The following is a 16118-nucleotide window of genomic DNA, read 5'->3' on the forward strand; positions in this document are numbered from 1 at the left end:
GGGCAACGGTGGATCGGCAAGCGGAAGGCACGTTCTGCTCCACGGCGGCGGCAATCGCCGAGCGGCTATGGTAGCGCTACCATCGACGGCGGCGGTCGAACCCGCGTGAAAGCATCGTCCGGGGCCGCGCCATCGCCGGCGCGGCCCCGGACCCGATCAGAACAGGCGGATGCCTTCGAAGGGGTTCCAGCTGGTGCTGCCCTTGATCCGGTGCAGGTAATACGCGTAATTGGCGCTGGTCGCCACCAGCAGCGACCAGGCGATGCCGAGCACGCGCCCGGCTGCCTCGGGCAGCAGCGACGCCACCAGGATCAGCAGCAGCCACAGGCCGACCAGCGCCAGCGCCTTGCGCCACATGCCGACCACGAGGAAGAAGATCCAGGAGAAGAAGAACGCGTAGAAATTCACCCCGAGCTTGATGCGATCGAGGAAGCCCAGCGAACGGAAGTACTCCTTGTAGCCGGGGCTGCCGGGCGCCCCGTGGCGGGCGAAGGCGTCGAAACGGAACTGCCACTTGGGGCTGTATTGCGAGAAATCCTGTTCTTGCATGACACGACCTGTTGGATGAATCCGTTCATGATACCGGGATTCGGCATCGCGCTCATCGCCGCGCCGCGCACGCCGGCCTGCTCCACACCCCCATTGCCGGGCCTGGCCCGCCGCCAGGACCAGGCCGTCTCCCCCCGCGCCGGGCCAGCGGGGACGCTGTCCGGCTCAGCCCATGACGCGGGCGAACGCCTGGCGGAAGCGCGCCATCTCCTCGGCGGTGCCCACCGAGATGCGCGGGCGCGTCGGCCAGATCGGCCAGTTGCGCCCCACATGCACCCCGAGCTCGGCCATCGCCGCGGAGAACTCGGCGGCCGGGCGCCCCACCTCGACCAGGAAGCAGTTCGAATCCGATGCCGAACACGCATGCCCGCGCGCGGTCAGCCAGTCCACCGTGGCCTTGAGCACCCGCCGGTTCTCGCCGCGGCGCTGCGGCACCACCTCCGGGTCCTGCATGCTGGCGATGCCGGCCGCGGCGGCGGTGACCGGCACGTAGTTGGCCGAGAAGAAATGCTTCATCCGCGCCAGCAGCTGCGGACGCGCCACCGCGAAGCCCAGGCGGATGCCGGCCATGCCGTAGAGCTTGGAGAACGTGCGCAGCACGACCACGTCCTCGCCCGTCCCGACCAGGTCGATCGCCGAGCGCTCCTCGGAGAAGTGGATATAGGCCTCGTCCACCACCAGCACGCTGCCGGCGGGCTTGTTGGCCAGCGCGTACTCGATGTCCCGGCGCGGGGTGACGGTGCCGGTGGGATTGTTGGGGCTGCAGATGTAGAGCATGCCCGCCTTGGGATCGGCGGCGCACATCGCGCGCACGTCGTGGCTGTAGTCCTCGCGCAGCGGGACGCGGTGGATCTGCGCGCCGATCCGGCCGGCGGTGCGCCACGGGTTCTCGTAGCTCGGGTCGGCGGTCACCAGGCTGGCCTGCGGCGAGGCGAAGGCCAGGGTGGCGAACTCCAGCGGCTCGCTGGAGCCGGGATAGGCCACCACGTGGTCCGCCGGCACGCCCTCCTGCTGCGCGAACACCTCGACCACCCCCTTCTGCAGATCCCTCAGGTAGCGGTTGCCGTAGGGCAGGATCGCGGCCATCGCCTCCTGCGCCGCCTGGCACGGCCCCAGCGGGTATTCGTTGGCGCCGATGTAGACGTCGCCGGTGGCCGGCACGCCGAACGGCAGCGGTTTGTTCGCGGCCGGGGTGCGCGCCAGCGCAGGCAGGCCCAGGCCGGCCAGCGAGGTGGCCGCGCCGGCGGCCGACAGTTGCAGGAAGGAACGGCGGGAGACGGAAGCGGACATGGCAACTCTCACGGTGGGGGAAGAGGTCGTGATCGGGAAGCGATGCTTGGCTCAATCGGCCGCGGACGCGGCGGCAGCCTGTCCCGCAGCATAATCCTGCACACGCTGCAGCACCTGCAGCAGATTGCCGCTCCAGATGCCGGCGATCTGCCGCTCGCTGTAGCCCTTGCGCAGCAGCCAGGCGGTGATCTTCGGCAGGTCGGCCACGCTGCGCATGCCCTCCACGCCGCCGCCGCCGTCCCAGTCCATGCCGATGCCGACGTGCTCGGGGCCGGCCACCTGCAGCAGGTGCTCCAGGTGGGCGAAGAAATCGTCCAGAGTGGCCTGGCGCACCGGATACTGGCGGTCCAGCTCGCGCTGCCGCCGGGTCAGTTCGGCGCCCTGGGCGATGGTCAGGCTCTCCCAGTCGCCGCCGAACGCCTGCATCAGCTGCTCCTCGGCCTGCTTGCGCTCGGCGCTGGCGCCGCTGTCGATCAGGTAGCCGCCGTAGGAGTTGACCTGGATGACGCCGCCCTTGGCCGCCAGCTTGCGCAGTCGCGCATCGTCGAGATTGCGCGGATGGTCGTAGATGGCGCGGGCGCCGCTGTGCGAGGCCACGAACGGCACCGGCAGTTCCAGCAGCTGGTCGAACACCGCGTCGGAGGCGTGCGACTGGTCGATGACGATGCCGCGCCGCACCGCCTCGGCCACCAGCGCCCGGCCGGCCGGGCTGATGCCCTGCCATTCCGGGCCCTTGGGATCGGTGGCCGAATCGGCGAACTCGTTATTGGCGAAGTGCGCCAGGCTGAGCATGCGCAGGCCCGCCTTGTCGTAGAAGCTCAGCAGGCTGGGATCCTTCGCCAGCGGGCTGGCGTTCTCCATGCTGACGAACACCACGCGCCTGCCGTCGGCCTTGATGCGGCGGGCATCGGCCGGCGTCAGCGCCAGCGCGAACTGCCGCGGATGCGCGGCCAGCATGCGGTGGATCTCCAGCAGCCGCTGCAGGCCGGCATCGCGGTCGTCCTGCAGTGCCTGGGCGCTGCGGTCGCCCTGGCCGGTGTAGACCGCCCAGAAGCCGCCGTCGAGCGCGCCGGCGACCATGCGCGGGTAGTCCACCTGCGCCAGCGCGTTGTCCGGGTGCGCGGCCAGCACGTCGAAATCGGGCCGGGCGAGGTTGGCCGGGGTGTCGAGGTGGCTGTCCAGGGTGAGCAGCCGGTTCTGCAGCGCGGTCGCCCGCGCCAGCTCGGCCCGGGTGAACTCGACCGCCTGCGCCGACGGCGCACAGGCCAGCGCCAGCGCCAACAGCAGGGAAAGACCGCGCAGTTTCATGATGCCTCGCAGGGGGACGGGGAAAGGGGACACCGCGATGGTAGGCGAACCGACAGCCCCCGCAGGAGCGACTTCAGTCGCGATGGGGCTGTACCGGGAAGGCCCCATCGCGACTGAAGTCGCTCCTACGGCGGGTCAACGGCGTGCCGCGAGCTGCAGAACCAGCACTCCTCGCGGCTGCCGATCGGCGCACCGGGCGGGATCGGCTCGGGTTCGGCGATCGGCTCGGCCAGCGCGCGCAGCTGCGCCGGCGCACCGGTCAGCATGTCGGCCAGGTAGCGGCAGTGATCGGTTTCCAGCGCATCGCCGCGGCAGTCGCGCAGGCGCTCGCCGAAGCGCTGCGCGGCCCCGCGCACCGACGCCAGCGCGGTCGAGGACATGCGCCTGTCCTCCAGCACGCTGGCCAGCCAGGCGGCGTAGCGGGCACGCACGCGCCGCTGCAGTTCCTGCTGCCGCGCCGGCAGGCGCTGCCCCGGCGCCAGCGTGGCGCCGATGCGATCGAGCAGCTGCGGCAGCGACAGCTGCGCCGGGTCGCGCCGGGCCTGTTCGGCCAGCCGGTTCAACCGCTCCGGCGCCAGCAGGCTGTCGAACACGACGTCGGCCGCGGTCTCGGCCGCGCTGGGCAGGTCGAACACGCGTCCGCCGCGGCTGGGCAGCAGCTCGATCTCGTACTGGCGGTCGGGCACGCCGGACTGCATCGACGACAGCAGCTCGATCACCCGGTCCGGCAGGTCCAGCACCTGCGGCTGCAGCGCCGCCAGCAGCCCTTCCAGCGCCGCCTGCTGGCGCGCGGCGGGGATCGTGGCGGCGACGCCATGGCCGTCGCCCTTGACCGCGTAGGCATAGTCGACGCCGCCGATCAGCTTGGCCGCGGCGGCGACCTGGTAGCGGTGGAACAGGTAGATCGGCACCACCACGCGGCGCAACTCGGCCATCGCGGTGCCGTCGGGCAGGCTGTCGGCACCGAAGCGCCGCAGCGCGATGTCGCGCACCTGCAGCGCGTTGGCCAGCCCGGCGACCGCGTCCTCGCCGTCGTCCCACATGTTGCCGTAGGGCTGCGCATCGCCGACGCCGCGGGTATCGGCGTCGGTGACGAAGCGGTAGCCGCGGGCCTGCGCCTCGGCGGCCATGCGCGACAGCGCGGCGGCCTCGTCGGTCCCGGCCGGGAACTGCCGGTACAGCCAGTCGATGGCGAACCGGTCCCACGCGCCGACGCCGCGCGCGTAGGCGTCGGACAGGTCCAGGCGGCCGTCCTGCACCCGCACCCGCGGCGCCGGGTAGTCCATCACCGAGGCGCGGTCGGCGTAGCTGCTGCCGGCGAAGTTGTGCGCCAGCCCGAGGGTGTGGCCGACCTCGTGCACCGCCAGCTGGCGCAGCCGCGCATGGGCCAGTTCGATCGGGTCGTCGGCACCGCCGCCGCCCTCGCCGGCGGTGCCGAGCAGGCCGCGGAAGATCATCTGGTCCTGGCGTACCCGCAGCGAGCCCAGCTGGACCACGCCGCGCACGATCTCGCCGGTGCGCGGGTCCACCACCGAGTAGCCGGTGGACCAGCCGCGGCTCTCGCGGTGGATCCAGTTGATGACGTTGTAGCGCGCATCGGCCGGGTTGACGCCCTCGGGCAGCAGCTCGACCCGGAACGCATCGACGAAGCCGGCCGCGTCGAACGCCTGCGCCCACCAGCGCGCGCCCTCCATCAGCGCATTGCGGATGGACTCGGGCGCGGCGCGGTCCATGTAGTAGACGATCGGCTTGACCACCGGCGAGCGCGCCGCGCCCGGGTCGGTCTTCTGCAGCCGGAAGCGCCGCGCCAGGCGGCTGACCACCGGCCGCTCCAGGTCAGCGGCATAGTCGGTCACCAGCACCTGCGCCGAGGTGCCGCTGCGCGGGTCGTGCGGGCGCGGCGCGAATCCCGGCCCGGGCAGGCGGATGAAGGAATGGTGCACGGTGAAGGTCAGCGCGTGCGCATCCGGCGCCACCCGCGCCACGTCGCTGCCGGGCTCGTCGGCGACGAAGGTCTGCACGGTCTCGAACTCGACGTTGTCCGGGAACGCCAGCACCTGCGCCGGATCGATGTAGCCCAGCGCCGGGGCCGGCTTGTAGCTGCCCTGCCCGGCCTTCTTCAGCCGCCCGGCGATGTCCACCGCATCGCGCTGCAGGAACCCGGCCAGGTCCACCAGCACCGACCCGTCGGCCTGCTCGGCGGCGATCTCGCCCGACCACACCGTCGAGGGCAGGAACGAGGCGCGCACCGCCTCGGCCTCGCCGCGATCGGCGTCCACCGCGCGGAAGCGATGGTTCTCGAACTGCGCCAGCACCTTGTTGCCGACGCGGCGCAGCGCCAGCACCTGGGTCGCGCCGAGCGCGGCACGGTCCAGGCCGACGCCGGTGGCGCCCAGGCCTCCGGCGATCGAGGGCTGGTACAGGTAGCGCCCGAGCACGCCATCGGCATCGGCCCGCGGCAGGCGGATGCGCGCATGCGCGCCATCGCGGTCGGCCTGCACCGGGAACAGCCCGGGCTGGAACGCCGCCGGCGACGGAACCGCGGCCGCAACGGCCGCCGTCGCAGCGGCCATCGATCCGCAGCATGCCAGCGCCAGCAGCAGCGGCGCGCACCAGCGTGCGACCGCGCCGCCGCGACTCGCGCCAAGGCGCTCCCCCGGGGAGCGCCACCCCGCATCCGCCATCGCCGTCACCAGCGGTAGTTGACGCTGGCGTAGACGTAGCGCCCGTTCCAGCTCATCGGCGAGAACAGGCTGTACAGCGCGCCGGTGTCGGTGGTGTCGTTGACCCGCCCGGGGCGGGTGTCGAGCACGTTGTCGGCGCCCGCGGCGAAGTCCCAGCTGCCCAGCGCGTAGCGCGCCGACAGGTCCAGCGTCCACTTCGGCCCGAACCATTCGTCCAGCGCGGCGCTGGTGTTGCTGTAGGTCTTGTACCAGCCGTAGCGGTTGACCGTGCCGTGGAACGACCAATGCCGGCGGGTGTCGTAGTCGGCGCCGAGGTTGAGCTTGGTGCGCGGATTGGTATCGGCCAGCAGGCCCAGGCGCTCGCGCCGCTCGACGCGCTGGGTGTTGACCCCGAGCTGCTCCAGGATGGCCGGGTTGGCCTTCACCTTGACCACCTCGTTGTCGTTGTACGACCAGCTCAGGCTGGTATCGAGGCGATGGCCGCTGGCCAGGTCGAAGCCGTACTGGCTGACCAGCTCGACGCCGCGGGTGCGCGTATCCACCGCGTTGGAGAAGTAGCTCAGGCTGCTGTAGTTGGCGGTGATGCCCTGCTCGGCCAGGTAGGCCTGGGCCGCCTCGGAACCGATGTTGAGGTTGGAGGAGACGTTGATGCGGTCGTCGATGCGGATGTAGAACGCATCCAGGCTCAGGTTCCAGCCGTCGAGCGGGTTGAGTACCAGGCCGAGGGTCGCGCTGCGCGACTTCTCCGCCTTCAGCGGCTCGGCGCCGAGCAGGCTGGCGATCCGCGAGGTGGCCGGGAAGGTGCCGGTCTCCACCAGCACGGTGCCGTTGCCCAGGTCCTGGTACTGGCTGGTGATGTTGGAGTAGTACTGCTGCACCAGGGTCGGGGCGCGGAAGCCGGTGGACACGGTGCCGCGCAGCGCCACCCGCGGGGTGAAGTCGAAGCGGCCGGACAGCGCGCCGGAGGTGGTCGCGCCGAAGTCGCTGTAGTCCTCGCGCCGCAGCGCCAGCGACGAGGAGAAGCGCTCGCTGATGTCCGCCTCCAGGTTCACGTACTGGGCCAGGTTGTGGCGGCGCCACTTGCCCGGCGTGGGGCCGGTCAGGCTGCCGCCGCTGCCGTACAGGCTGTAGATGTCGCCCTGCCCGATCCGGTACTGCTGGCGCAGGTACTGCACGCCGAAGGCCACGGTCAGCGGCCCGTGCAGGCCGGCGACGTCGAAGTCGCGGCTCAGGTCGAGGTCGGCCACGTCCTGGGTGTTCTTGAAGTTGCTGCCCTGGATGCGGAACGGCGTCCAGCCGTAGGCGTTGTAGTAGTCGGCGTTGACCATGTCGTAGCGCTGGTCGTACTCGTTCTGGCCGTGGTTGAGCGAGAGGTCGTAGTACCAGCCGTTGCCGATGGCGCCGCGCAGGCCGGCCACGACCGAGCTGTCGCGCACGATCGGGATGCCCATCGGCAGGTAGCCGTCCGGGTAGATGTCCTTGATGTTGTTGGAGGCGTTGGCGGCGCGGAACACCAGCGCGGTGTCGTAGCGGCCGCGGCGGTACAGCGCATCGACGTAGAGTTCGGCGGCGTCGCTGAAGGCGTAGTGCCCGCTCAGCGCGGCCTTGTTGGAGCGCACGTCCGGATCGCCGCGGCGGCTGGCGACGGTGCCGTAGGCGGCGCTGCCGATCGCGCCGCTGCCGTAGTAGGGGCCGCTGCGGTTGGTGTAGTCGTTGTTCTCGAACTCGGCGCTGACGTGGATGCCGCCGTTCTCGCCGAGCCTGAAGCCGGCATCGCCGGACAGCTGCCGGCGCAGGCCGTCGCCCTCGCTGTAGCCGCCGTACTTGAAGCCGACGTTGCCGCCCTCGTCGCCCTGCTTGAGGATGACGTTGATCACGCCGCCGATCGCGTCGGAACCGTAGCGCGCGGAGGCGCCGTCGCGCAGCACCTCGATGCGGGCGATGGCGCTGATCGGGATCGCGTTGAGATCCACCGGGTTGGAGCCGCGGCCCACCGCGCCGCCCATGTTGAGGAAGGCGCCGTTGTGGCGGCGCTTGCCGTTGACCAGCACCAGCACCTGGTCGGGCGACAGCCCGCGCAGGGTGACCGGGCGCACCACTTCGGCGCCGCTGATGGTCACCGGCTGCGGGAAGCTGATCGCCGGCACCAGCCGTGCCAGCGCCGCGGCGAACTCGGTGGTGCCCAGGTTCTGCAGCTGCTCGGAGCTGATCACGTCGATCGGCTGCAGCGAGCTGGTGACCGTGCGTTCGCCGGTGCTGGTGCCGGTGACGATCACCGTGTCCAGGGTCTTGGAGGAGCCGGCGGCGGTGGCAGCCTCCTGCGCGTGCGCAGGAAGGACCAGGGCCGCGGCGATGGCCGCGGCCAGCAGGGAGTTGTTGATCATCGTGCCCGTCTTGTTCAAGGAAAGGTGGAGGTGGTGCGCATCCTTGCGAGCGGTGCCGGCGATACGTTCCCTGCCGCCGCCGGACATGATCCCTGCGCGGCGCGCCCGCACAGATAACCGTTGCTCATCAACAGATCCCCTGCGCGCAGGATCGCGGCCCGGCCGACGGGCATGGACCAGGTAACGCGGACCCGGGGGTCCTAGGGGATATTCCGGAAGGCATGCGCCCGACCTCGCGACATTGGCAGGGATGCCCCATCTGTCCGTTTGCCTGAGGGCACTACCCCTTCGGCGGCCGCGGCGATGCCGCTGCGCTCTCCAGATTACGTGTCACGCCGGCCGCGCGGTCCTTCTGCCTGAGAGTTTCCGGGGCGGTTGCTCCTTCGGCGCCAGCGCGTGGCTGGTCTCTCCCGTGCGGCCGTGGCGCATCGCGGCCCGTACGGCCGCGACGACGCTTCCGATCCAGTAGGCCACGCGGCTTTCGGCAGGGTCAACGCGGGCGAAGGGTAGGTCCGGCGACCGCGGGTAGGCGCGCGCGCAGGGCGCCCGCGGCGAGCGTGTCCGCATCGGCTGCGGATGCAGGATCGTCGTCGAAACCTCGGAACGGGGCTGGCACCCGAGCAGCCCGGGCAAGCGCAGCGTACCGGGATGTCAGATGACCCGGGCTACGGACATCGTCGGCCGGGCGATGCAGGGATCGGCGCCGCCGCAGCGCAGGCGCCGCCGGCGCCCGGCTACTTCCGCGGCAGGCGGCGATCCATGCCCGGTCTCAGTCCAGCACGCGGCAGAACACCGCCTTGAGGTAGCGCGATTCCTGTGCGTTGGCCATGAACGGATGGTCGGGCCCGGCGCCGGCGACCTTGAGGATCTGGATCGTGCGCCCGGAGAAGAACGACGCGCGCCGCAGCATGTCCAGGAACTCCTGCTCGGCCACCAGTCCGGTGCAGGAGAACGTGGCCAGCAGCCCGCCGGGCTTGACCACGCCCAGCGCCAGCTTGTTCATGTCCAGGTACTTCTTCAGCGCGGTGATGACCTGGTCGCGGTCGCGGGTCAGCTTGGCCGGGTCCAGCACCACCACGTCGTACTGCTCGCCGCGCGCGGCGGCGTCGCGCAGGTACGGGAAGATGTCGGCCTGCACGAACCTGAGCTTGACGTCGTTGAGCCGCGCGTTGCCCTTGGCGATGGCGATCACGTCCTCGTCGATGTCCACACCGACCACTTCCTCGGCGCCGCGCACCTTGGCGTAGACGCCGAAGCCGCCGGTGTTGCAGCACAGGTCGAGCACGCGCTTGCCGGCCACGTGCTGGCTCAGCCACTGCCGGTTCTCGCGCTGGTCGGCGAAGAAGCCGGTCTTGTGCGCGCCGGCCGGGTCGGCACGGAACTTCACCCCGTACTCGCTGATGATCGCCGGCTCGGTGCCGGTGCTGTCGCGGAAGTCGAACGACTCCTGCTTCTGCACGTGCTCCTCGGCGAAGCTGTGGAAGCGGCAGCCGGGAAACTGCGCGCGCAGGGCGTCGTAGATCCACTCGCGGTGGCGGAACATGCCGGCGGCGAAGAACTCCACCACCAGCAGGTCGCCATAGCGGTCCACCACCAGCCCGGACAGGCCGTCGCCCTCGCTGTGCACCACGCGCCAGGCGTCGGAGACGGCGTCCAGCCCGAGCACCTCGCGCCGCAGCGCCACCGCCTCGGCGATCCGGCGCGCGAACCAGCGCTCGTCCACCGCCACCTCCTGGCGCGTCTCCAGGATGCGCACGGCGATGCGCGAGTGGCCGTTGTAGAAGCCGCGCCCGATCCACTCGCCATCGACGCCGACCACGTCCACGATGCTGCCCGGCCTGGGCTTGGCGGCGGGCTTTTCCACCAGTTTCTGGAAGATCCAGGGGTGGCTGGAGCGCCAGGCGTTCTTGAGACGGACCACGGGGACGGGAGTATTCATCCGCCCATTGTATCGCCCGCGTTTGACGCGTTCGCCGCGCACCCGCAGAATGCCCGGCAGAAGGGGAGTAGCTCCCGACGTTGTCGCCGTCATTACGGGCCGCATGCGATCAATGCAGGGCCCCGGTGCAACGGCAGCCGGTGCGCCGGCTGTGAGCGAGACCTTCGCCGCGACGGCGAAGGCCCCCCTGTTTCCGGAATCCCGCAGGACTTCCGTGCAGCAGCCAGCCTTCGCGGCCACTGGCTCGTTCACTCACTCCAACGGGAAATCCGATGCAAACGATAGGCAATGTATGGCTGTGGAGCGGCTTCGCGATCGTGGTGATCGCGGCGCTGCTGGCCGACCTGGTGCTGATGCGCCACGGCGGCCCGCACAAGGTCACCTTCAAGGAAGCGCTGTGGTGGTCCATCGGCTGGGTGCTGCTGGCACTGAGCTTCAATGCCGGGCTGTGGTGGTACCTGCAGCAGACCGCCGGCGAGGCGGAGGCCAACCGCATCGGCCTGGAATTCCTCACCGGCTACCTGGTGGAGAAGTCGCTGGCGGTGGACAACATCTTCGTGTTCCTGCTGATCATGGGCTATTTCTCGGTCCCCGAGCACCTGCGCCAGCGCGTGCTGGTGATCGGCGTGCTCGGCGCCATCGCCTTGCGCGCGGTGATGATCTTCGCCGGCGCGGCGCTGCTGAACCAGTTCCACTGGCTGCTGTACGTGTTCGGCGCGTTCCTGCTGTTCACCGGCATCAAGATGTGGTTCTCCGCCGGCGACGAGCCTGACCTGGAATCCAACCCGGCGCTGCGTTTCATGCGCAAGCACCTGCGGCTGACCCCGCAGTACCACGGCAACCAGCTGGTGGTGGAGAAGGAGGGCAAGCGCTGGTTCACGCCGATGTTCGCGGTGCTGATCCTGATCGCGGTGACCGACGTGATCTTCGCGGTGGACAGCATCCCGGCGATCTTCGCCATCACCATGGACCCGTTCATCGTGCTGACCTCGAACGTGTTCGCGGTGCTGGGCCTGCGCGCGATGTTCTTCCTGCTGGCAGGCGCCGCCGACCGCTTCCACCTGCTGCCCTACGGGCTGGCGGTGATCCTGGTGTTCATCGGCACCAAGATGATGATCGTGGACCTGTACAAGATCCCGGTGCTGGTGTCGCTGGGCGCGGTGGTGCTGATCCTGGCCGCGACCATGATCCTGAGCGTGCTGCGCCCGGCCAAGGGCGGCCACGGCGCCTAGGCGCGGCACCTGGGCGCGCCGCGGCCAGGCGGGATTCGGGAGTAGGGATTCGGGATTGGGAAGGGGCAGCGGCCGGGCTCCTGCGAATCCCGAATCCCGAATCCCGAATCCCGAATCCCGAATCCCGAATCCGCGATTGTCCCGCCGGCGCTGTCCAATGTCCCGTCGGCGCCGTCTTGCAAACCGGCGAGCAACCGCCATTCCACAGCCATGGACATCGCCCACACGCCCACCCCGCCCGATCCGCAGGCCCAGCGCCGCCACGACCGCGGCCGGTTGCTGCGCGCCTTCAACCTGAGCCTGGGCTGCGTGCTGCTGCTGGTGGCGGTGTTCGCCGCGCAGGGCCATTTCGACTGGCGGCCGCTGGCGGTGGCGCCGCTCGAGGCGCATGGCCTGTGGGGCCTGCTGGGCGCGCCGCTGCTGCACGGTTCGCTCTCCCACCTCGCCGCCAACGCCTCGGCGCTGCTGATCCTGGGCACGCTGGCCGGCAGCGTCTACCCGCGCGCCACGCTGGCCGCGCTGCCGCTGCTGTGGCTGGGCTCGGGCCTGGGCGCGTGGCTGCTGGGCGACCTCGGCAGCCGCCACCTGGGCGCCAGCGGCATCACCCACGGGCTGATGTTCCTGGTGTTCGTGCTCGGCCTGCTGCGCCGCGACCGCGCCGCCATCGCCGCCGGCATGATCGGCTTCCTGTTCTACGGCGGCATGCTGCTGACCGTGCTGCCGCACGAGCCCGGCATCTCCTGGCAGTCGCACATGGGCGGCGCGGTGGCCGGCATCGTCGCCGCGCTGCTGTTCTACCGGCGCGATCCGCAGCCGCCGCGCAAGCGCTACAGTTGGGAAGACGAGGAGGATGCCGACGCGGACGCCGGCGCGGACCTGCGCGACGGACTGGAACCGCCCTCGCCGGCCCAGGTACCGGTGCTGTGGCAGCGCCCGGCCGACGACGCGCGCGGCGTGGTGCTGCGCTTCCCGCCGCGCGAGCGCACGCCGCCCTCCTCGGATGCTTCCCCCTAGACCGCAGGCCCCGTAGATCCCGTAGGAGCGACTTCAGTCGCGAACGGGCTTCACCGGTAAGGCCCCATCGCGACTGAAGTCGCTCCTACGGGGCGATCCAGGTTGCGCCGGAGCGCTCAGCGCGGCGTGTCGGTCCGGTCCACCGCGCGCCGGCCCAGCGCCGGATCGTCGGTGAAGAAGGCATCGATCCCGGCGTCGAGGTAGCGCCGGATCTCGGCCACCGATGCGGCCTCGTTGCGCGCGGCCGGGTCGCCGCCCTGGTTGAGGTCGGCGGCGATGAAGTAGTTCTCGGGACGGAACGTGTACGGCTGCACCTGCAGCCCGGCCGCGTGCGCGTCGCGCACCAGCGCGGTCGGCGCCTGCAGCCGCTTGTCCGCATCCAGCGGGATCACCAGGCGCAGTTCCGGGCCGATGGCGTCGGCATAGCCGGCGACCTCGCGCAGGCCCTCGGCGGTCATCAGGTCGGCATAGCGGCGGCCGGCGGCCGGGCCGTCGCGATCGGGCAGCGGATAGCGCGCCGGCGCCAGCAGCTGCAGCAGGCGGATGTTGGAATCGCGCCCGATCTTGTTGCGCAGCTCGCGCAGGTTGCCGCTCTCGAACGACTGGATCGTCACCGGCGCGCTGCGGGTGTAGGCGTGCGCCTGCAGCGTCGCCAGCACCTTGTCCTCCATCGCCAGGCCGATCGAGCGGAAGTAGCTGGGATGCTTGATCTCGGGGATCAGGCCGATGCTGCGGCCGGCGGTGGCCGCCTGCGCGGCGAGGAAGTCGATGATCTCGTCCAGCGTGACGATCTGGAAGCGCCCGTCCCACTCCGTGCTGCGCAGCTGCGGCAGGCGCTCGCGCGCGCGCAGCGTCTTCAGCTCGGCCAGGGTGAAGTCCTCGGTGAACCAGCCCTCGATGCGCTCGCCGTCGATGGTCTTGACGGTCTTGCGCGCGGCGAACTCCGGGTGCTCGGCGACATCGGTGGTGCCGCCGATCTCGTTCTCGTGGCGCGCCACCAGCGCGCCGTCCCGGGTCGACACCAGGTCCGGCTCGATGAAGTCGGCGCCGTCGGCGATGGCCTGGGTGTAGGCCGCCAGGGTGTGCTCGGGCCGCAGCGCGCTGGCACCGCGATGGGCGTAGACCAGCACCTTCCCGGCGATGGGCGCATCCGCAAGCGCGGGCGTGGACAGCAGGATGCAGCTCAGCAACAGCAGCGCTCGGTTCATCGGGAAGATCTCAAGGATATCGGAACGGGATGCGCGCGCCGGCCCGCGCGGGCGGTGCACGCCGCCGTGTGTGCGGCGGGGACGGACAGCGGCGGCAACGGCCCGCGCAGCGTACGCGCGGGCATCGCCTCCCGCCTCCGCGGCGGCGCCGCTCCCGGCCCGGGAACGGCGGCGGCGGCCGGGCATGCGCGCACGTGCACGGCGCTCAGAACGCCGCGTCCAGGGTCAGGAACGCCTGCCGCGGCGCACTGGCATGGAACGACAGCTGGCGCCCGTTCGGGTCGCTGTTGGTATAGCCGCCCAGGTCGGCGGCATAGCGCTTGTCGGTGAGGTTGGCGACGTTGAGCGAGACCCGCAGCGCGCGCAGGAAGCCGACCTGGCCGAAGTCGTAGCCGGCGCCGGCATCGAACGTGGTGTAGCCGCCGAAGCCCTGGTCGTTGGTGTAGGTGTAGTAGCGCTGGCCGGTGTACTTGCCGCGCAGGCTGGCGTTCCAGCCGTTCCAGCGCCAGCTCAGCTCGCTGGACAGCATCACGTCGGGGATGCCGACCACGCGCTTGCCGGCGATCGGCACGGTGGCGCCGGCCTGCTGGTAGTCGTCCTCGTAGGTGCTCTTGTTCCACGAGGCCGAGTTGTACCACTCGATGGTGCCGGTGGGCTTCCAGATGAAGGTCAGCTCGGCGCCCTGGCTCTTCACCGAGCCGACGTTGTAGTAGCGGGTGATGCAGCCGGGCGTGCCGACCAGGATGCTGGCGCAGGGATTGAGCGAGAGCAGGCGGTTGTCGAAGATCGTGTGGTACAGCGCCGCCGAGGCCTGCACGCTGTCGCCGCCGTAGCGCCAGCCGCCCTCGAAGGTGGTCGATTCCTCCGGCTTGAGGTTGCCGCGGCTGTCGTCGAAAGAGGCCTGGCTCACCGACAGCGGGCCGGTGGTGAAGGCGGACAGGTTCTGCGCGTAGGAGGCGAACAGCTCGTGGCCGCCGCCCAGCTGCCAGCCCAGGCCGAGCTGCGGCAGCAGGCCCTTGCTGGCATTGATGCGGCCGCTGGCGTACGGGCTCTCCACGTCCTGCGCCGATACCGCGCGCACCGAGTTGTGCGGGCTCTTGACGCCGATGTCCACCGCCAGCCGGTCGTCCAGCAGCCTGAAGCTGTCCTGCAGGTACAGCTGCTTGGTGATGATGGTGTAGTCCTGGCGGAACAGGCGGCGGTCGGGATTGCGCAGGTACTTGTCGTCGCTGACCGGGCCGTCGATCCAGTAGAAGTTGCGCTCGATGTCGTGGTCGTTGTGCTCGTACCACACGCCGGCCTCCAGCCGGTGCATGCCCAGCTCCCAGCTCAGCGAGGCCAGCGCGCCGGTGCGGTCGATGTAGTAGTTGGTGGAGCGGATCGAAATCGGCAGTTCCTGCGGCGTGCCCGGGTTGGACTTCTGCCCCGGCGCCCACCAGTGGCCCTGGCCCTCGTTCTTGTGGTGGTAGACCTGAGCGCGCGCGCTCAGCGTGTCGCTGAAGCGGAAGTCGCCGGACAGGTAGTACAGGTCGTCCTTGCGCAGCGCGCGGCTCTGGTAGTAGGCGTCGTCGACGTTGTCCACGCCGCCGCTGTAGCCGCACTTGCCGGCGTCGTAGGTGGCGCTGGCGCAGTAGGCCGCGGCCAGCGCGCGTTCCCAGTCCGGCGCGTACAGGTTCCAGTCCCAGCCCAGCCCGCGCGCCATGCCGCTCTTGGAGAGCATGGCGTAGTCGGCCTGCGAGGTGCGCGAGGTGTCGGCGAAGGCGGTCAGCTTGACCGCATCGTTCTGCCACACCGCCTTGCCGTTGAACTGGCGCGTGCTGGTGCGCGAGTACGGGCTGGCCCACATGTCGGCCTCGGCGTTGATGCCGGAGACATAGGCCGAGAAGCCGTCGTGCTCGCCGGTGTCGATGCGCAGGTAGCTGCGGCGGTTACTGTCGCTGCCGAAGGTCTGGCTGGCGCGGCCGCCGAACTCGGTGGACGGGTCGTCGCTGAAGTACTGCACCGTGCCGCCGAGGTTGCTGGTCGAGGCGGTGCCGACGTTGCCGATGCCCACCGCCAGCTCGGCGCCGCCGAAGTTCTCGGAGATCAGCGCGCGGCTGATGTTGAGGCCGTTGAAGTTGCCGTAGGCGTTGTTGCCCAGCGGCAGGCCGTCGAGGGTGTAGCCGAGCTGGGTGGTGCCGTAGCCGCGCAGGCTGATCGACTGCGACTCCTCGTTGGCGCCGTAGGCGTCGTTGGACTGCACGTTCACCCCGGGGATGCGCCCGAGCAGCTTCTGCGGGCTGGTGCCCGCCGGCAGCACCTGCTGGTCCTGCACGCCGATGCGCTGCACCTGGCGGGTCTGGCCCTGGCCGATCACCGAGACCGCGTCGAGCTGCTGCACGGACGTATCGGCACCGCCATCGGCAGGCGCCTCGTCGGCGAGAGCGCCGAACGGAACCAGCAGGGCGGCGAGAATGGCGGACGCGAGGACACGGCGATTGTGCATGGGGGTGAGCACCGGGAGGCGAATA

The 16118-nt window shown here is 70.6% G+C and carries 10 protein-coding genes and 2 riboswitches; of the genes, 2 read left to right on the top strand and 8 right to left on the bottom strand.

The features are described 5' to 3' along the window. Positions 1-156 precede the first annotated feature (156 nt). The 6 genes from LRX76_RS08570 to LRX76_RS08595 all read right to left on the bottom strand — a co-directional run bounded on the left by LRX76_RS08570 (position 157) and on the right by LRX76_RS08595 (position 10154). On the bottom strand, positions 157-549 hold the full coding sequence (locus LRX76_RS08570; protein ID WP_231804094.1) for a DUF2628 domain-containing protein: 393 nt from the start codon (positions 547-549) through the stop codon (positions 157-159). A gap of 165 nt (positions 550-714) precedes the next feature. Continuing rightward, positions 715-1839 (bottom strand): pyridoxal phosphate-dependent aminotransferase, encoded by a 1125-nt coding sequence (locus tag LRX76_RS08575; protein WP_231804096.1) that lies wholly within the window; start codon positions 1837-1839, stop codon positions 715-717. Positions 1840-1890: 51 nt separating this feature from the next. Further along, the gene (locus LRX76_RS08580) at positions 1891-3147 is read right to left on the bottom strand and encodes a dipeptidase (RefSeq protein WP_231804098.1); all 1257 of its coding nucleotides are present in this window, start codon (positions 3145-3147) and stop codon (positions 1891-1893) included. A 125-nt stretch (positions 3148-3272) separates the two neighbouring features. Continuing rightward, a complete protein-coding gene (locus LRX76_RS08585; protein WP_231804100.1) occupies positions 3273-5720 on the bottom strand; it encodes a zinc-dependent metalloprotease in 2448 nt (815 codons plus the stop codon). Between the two features lie 116 nt (positions 5721-5836). Continuing rightward, a complete protein-coding gene (locus LRX76_RS08590) occupies positions 5837-8215 on the bottom strand; it encodes a TonB-dependent receptor (RefSeq protein WP_231804102.1) in 2379 nt (792 codons plus the stop codon). A 249-nt stretch (positions 8216-8464) separates the two neighbouring features. Then, positions 8465-8547, bottom strand: a riboswitch (glycine riboswitch). Positions 8548-8553: 6 nt separating this feature from the next. Further along, positions 8554-8638: riboswitch (glycine riboswitch) on the bottom strand. Positions 8639-8984: 346 nt separating this feature from the next. Then, the gene (locus LRX76_RS08595; RefSeq protein ID WP_231804104.1) at positions 8985-10154 is read right to left on the bottom strand and encodes a class I SAM-dependent rRNA methyltransferase; all 1170 of its coding nucleotides are present in this window, start codon (positions 10152-10154) and stop codon (positions 8985-8987) included. A 272-nt stretch (positions 10155-10426) separates the two neighbouring features. Between LRX76_RS08595 and LRX76_RS08600 the strand changes: the two genes are divergently transcribed. Both LRX76_RS08600 and LRX76_RS08605 read left to right on the top strand, forming a co-directional pair. After that, positions 10427-11386, top strand: a complete 960-nt coding sequence (locus tag LRX76_RS08600) for a TerC family protein (RefSeq protein WP_231804106.1) — start codon at positions 10427-10429, stop codon at positions 11384-11386. 210 nt (positions 11387-11596) lie between these two features. Then, a complete protein-coding gene (locus tag LRX76_RS08605) occupies positions 11597-12400 on the top strand; it encodes a rhomboid family intramembrane serine protease (RefSeq protein WP_231804108.1) in 804 nt (267 codons plus the stop codon). 116 nt (positions 12401-12516) lie between these two features. On the opposite strand, the gene LRX76_RS08610 is transcribed toward LRX76_RS08605, so the two are convergent. Both LRX76_RS08610 and LRX76_RS08615 read right to left on the bottom strand, forming a co-directional pair. Then, entirely contained in the window at positions 12517-13608 is a 1092-nt protein-coding gene (locus tag LRX76_RS08610; RefSeq protein ID WP_231804110.1) for a glycerophosphodiester phosphodiesterase, read from the bottom strand. 205 nt (positions 13609-13813) lie between these two features. Then, entirely contained in the window at positions 13814-16093 is a 2280-nt protein-coding gene (locus tag LRX76_RS08615; RefSeq protein ID WP_231804112.1) for a TonB-dependent receptor, read from the bottom strand. Positions 16094-16118 lie beyond the last annotated feature (25 nt).

Source organism: Stenotrophomonas sp. MMGLT7, from assembly GCF_021168555.1.
Lineage (GTDB): Bacteria > Pseudomonadota > Gammaproteobacteria > Xanthomonadales > Xanthomonadaceae > MMGLT7.